This is a genomic window from Tropicimonas sp., from assembly GCF_047971885.1.
Classification (GTDB): domain Bacteria; phylum Pseudomonadota; class Alphaproteobacteria; order Rhodobacterales; family Rhodobacteraceae; genus Tropicimonas.
Genome location: NZ_JBKEAE010000056.1, coordinates 1 through 3,350 on the forward strand (window position 1 = coordinate 1; position 3,350 = coordinate 3,350).

The window sequence follows — 3,350 nt, forward strand, 5'->3', positions numbered from 1 at the left end:
TATGTTCCGCGGCCATCCGGTCGACGTCCGCCGGCACGCTCACATCGCCGGTGGAGGTCCGGCAGGTGCCGCCCTCGCGCCCGATCTCCGCCGCTGTCCGCTCCAGCGTTTCGCGATTGCCCGGGATGTCGTTCAGCGTCACGGCAAGGCCGTCCTGCACCAGTCGCTGCGCGATGCCGCGCCCGATGCCCTGGGCCGCCCCTGTGACGATGGCGGTCCGACTTTCAGTGCTCATTCCGGATCTCCTTTGCTTTTCCAGAACTCATGAGATGTGGTGTCATGTTTGGCGAGCCGTGCCGCCATCTGCCGCAATGTCCGGATCGCCGCTTCGGCGTAGCGATCAAACATATCGGGCGATGTGGTTGCGGCGAGGCGCCCGTAGCGGTCCGGTGCGAAGACATCGCATTCCATCACCAGCGGCCCGCGATAGCCGATATCCATGAGCCTCGCGAGAAATGGCTCAAAATCGAAATGCCCCATGCCCGGCGCCATGCGGGTGTTGTCGGCCAGATGCACGTGGCGCAGATATGGCGCGGCGTCGGTGAGCGCCCGGGACAGGTCGCTTTCCTCGATATTCATGTGGAAATTGTCGGCCATCAGCATCACGTGATCGCTGGTGACATCCTCGACCAGGCGGCGTGCCGTTTCCAGACGGTTCGCAAGATAGCTCTCTGAGCGGTTCACGCATTCGATGACGGCAGTGACACCGAGATCACTGGCATAGTCGCCGATGAGACTCAGGCTGTCGACGGCAATACTCCATTCTTCCTCAAGCGAACTGTCGGGGCGCAGCTTGCCGATCCGCGTCGGAACCACGATCGCAACCGGAGCGCCGAGGGCGGCGGCAAAGCGCAGGCACTCCCCGACATAATCGACCGCAGCGGCGCGCAGCGCCCTGTCAGGGGAGGAAAGGTCTCGGTTTGCCCCGATGAACCGGCAGTTTACCGAAAAACACGCAAGGTCGTGCAGGCGCAGGCTTTCCGCGATCCTTGCGGGCGGATCCTGCGTCACCGGCAGTTCGACGCCATCATAGCCGAATCGCGCCAGCCGCCCGAGACTCACGTCGAGCGCCTCACCGACGAAGAGCGCCTGCGACCAGCCATAGCGAAACATGCTTGCCTCCCCGCTGCCTGCCGCGACTCGCGCCCCTTTGCCCAAAAGGGTGGTTGACAGGATCATGCGGAATGTTTAGCGTTAAATTCAATACGAGGCAATCGGAATATTCGGGCGAGTCGAGTCAATTCGCACTGAAGTGGAAGGCTCACCCGTAAGGTGAACAGGCCCGGACGGGACTGCGGCACAGGGATGGAGGCACGGATTTGAACACCGGATCGAAGGGCGCGATAACGACCACCGCTCAGCGCCTCGCCGGGCTGCATGCGGCGCTGCTGACGCCATATGATGGCGACGGAAATGTCTCTGGCGACTGTCTGCGCCGCCTCGTCGCGCATGTCCGCGGACAGGGAATCGACGGCCTCTATATCGGCGGATCGACCGGCGAGGGGCTGCTGCAATCGACGGAAGAGCGGCTCGATATTTTCGCCACCGTCGCCGATGCCGCGCGGGGCGGCGCATTGATCGGGCATGTCGGGGCGATTTCGACGCGTGAGGCGCAGCGGCTCGCCCGCGGCTGTGCGGCACTCGATTACGACGCTGTCTCCGCGATTCCGCCGATCTATTTCCCGCACCGCAAGGACGCGATCTTCGGCTATTATCAGGATATTGCCGAAGCGGCGGACGGGGTTCCGCTGATCATCTACAACATTCCCGGCATGAGCGGCGTGAGCCTGAGCCTCGACGACCTCGCGCATCTTCTGGACCTGCCGGGGGTGATCGGCATCAAGCAGACCAGCGCCGACATGTATCAGATGGAACAACTGCACCGGACCTTCCCCGATGCGCTCTTGCTCAATGGGTTTGACGAGATGCTGCTGGCCGGGCTGGTTTCCGGCGCAAGTGGTGGTGTCGGCAGCACCTATAACGTGATGGGCTGGCGCTATCTCGGGATGCGGGCGCGCATCGCCGCGGGCGATCTGGCCGGGGCGGCCACGGCGCAGTCCGCCTGTAATGCGGTGATCGACGAACTGGTGCGCACCGGCGTCTTCCCGGGGCTCAAATACATGCTCTGGCGGCTTGGCATCATCGAAACTCCGGTCTGCCGCAAGCCGCTGGAGACGCTCGACGCCACGACCTGCGGCCGGCTCGATGCCATCGTGGCGGAACTGACGGCGGAAGCGGCCGCCCGCGAATGAGCGATACAAAGCGAGAGAGGTAAGAGAGCAGATGCGACTGGTTCCGATGAAAGACCTGATGGCGAAGGCACATGCGCAGGGCTACGCCGTGCCCGCCTTCAACTGCGCCAGCCTGGAGATGATCCAGTGCGTTCTGAGAACGTCGGCGGAACTGCGCGCGCCGGTGATCCTCGGCGTGCACCCGGTGGAGATCGCCTATTTCGGCTCGGCCGCGGTTCCGGTCGCCATCGCTGAGACGGTCGGCGCCGATCTCGATATCGACGTGGCCATCCATATGGATCACGGCGACTCGGTCGGCAATTGCGTCCGTTCGATCCGCGGCGGATTTTCCTCGGTGATGTATGACGGCTCGCACCTGCCGATCGACGAGAACGCCGCCAATTGCCGCAAGGTGGTGGAGATCGCCCATGCCGTCGGCGTCACGGTCGAGGGCGAGGTCGGCACCATCGGCATGACCGACGAATTCGGCGCCAAACTGGAAAACGCCCATCTGTGCGACCCCGACATGGCCGAGGAACTGGCCGGGACCGGAATCGACTGTCTGGCCGTCGCCATCGGCAATGCGCATGGCTTTTACACCGAGACGCCGGAACTGCGCTTCGATCTGGTCGAGGAGATCCGCTCGCGTATCGACATTCCGATGGTGCTGCACGGCGGCACCGGCATTCCGCGCGATCAGGTCCGGAAGGCGATCACCATGGGCGTCGCCAAGATGAATGTCGGCACCGCGCTGCGCTATGCCTTCGTCTCGGCAATGGCGGAGACCTGCGAGCGCGAAGTGGTCAGGGATCTGCCGCTGATGGATCTCGGCACGGCGGGCATCGAACGCGGCGCCGACGTCGTGCGCGAATACATGGACATCTGCATGTGCGCTGGCCGGCTGGATCGGTGAACGATCCCGTCGGACACGGAAATAATATGAGGAGATCCCCGTGAGCCCCCACAAGATTGCAAATATCGAGATTCACCTCGTCTCGACGCAGGCGCCGGCCGGGCTGGCCGATGCGACGCGCAAGGTCGAAACCGTCGGCATGACCGTCGTTCGCGTCATCACCGACAGCGGGTTGGAAGGCGTCGGTATCACCTATCACGAGGTCG

At 63.6% G+C, this 3,350-nt stretch carries 4 protein-coding genes; 2 read left to right on the top strand and 2 right to left on the bottom strand.

The window, feature by feature from the left end:
* Positions 1-235: SDR family NAD(P)-dependent oxidoreductase (locus ACK5IR_RS05570; RefSeq protein ID WP_416926734.1), on the bottom strand; the 235-nt coding region annotated here is incomplete at its 3' end.
* Complete coding sequence (locus ACK5IR_RS05575; RefSeq protein ID WP_416926736.1) at positions 232-1,113, bottom strand: sugar phosphate isomerase/epimerase family protein; 882 nt, start codon at positions 1,111-1,113, stop codon at positions 232-234. The genes ACK5IR_RS05570 and ACK5IR_RS05575, both read right to left, overlap by 4 nt.
* A gap of 206 nt (positions 1,114-1,319) precedes the next feature.
* On the opposite strand from ACK5IR_RS05575, the gene ACK5IR_RS05580 reads away from it, so the two are divergent.
* The gene (locus ACK5IR_RS05580) at positions 1,320-2,252 is read left to right on the top strand and encodes an N-acetylneuraminate lyase (RefSeq protein WP_416926738.1); all 933 of its coding nucleotides are present in this window, start codon (positions 1,320-1,322) and stop codon (positions 2,250-2,252) included.
* Positions 2,253-2,283: 31 nt separating this feature from the next.
* Positions 2,284-3,144, top strand: a complete 861-nt coding sequence (locus ACK5IR_RS05585; RefSeq protein WP_416926740.1) for a class II fructose-bisphosphate aldolase — start codon at positions 2,284-2,286, stop codon at positions 3,142-3,144.
* The last annotated feature ends 206 nt before the right edge of the window (positions 3,145-3,350 follow it).

Bases quoted from the DNA above. Each gene is read 5' to 3' on its own strand.
- ACK5IR_RS05575 (WP_416926736.1), bottom strand. From the start codon at position 1,113: ATGTTTCGCTATGGCTGGTCGCAGGCGCTCTTCGTCGGTGAGGCGCTC.
- ACK5IR_RS05585 (WP_416926740.1), top strand. From the start codon at position 2,284: ATGCGACTGGTTCCGATGAAAGACCTGATGGCGAAGGCACATGCGCAG.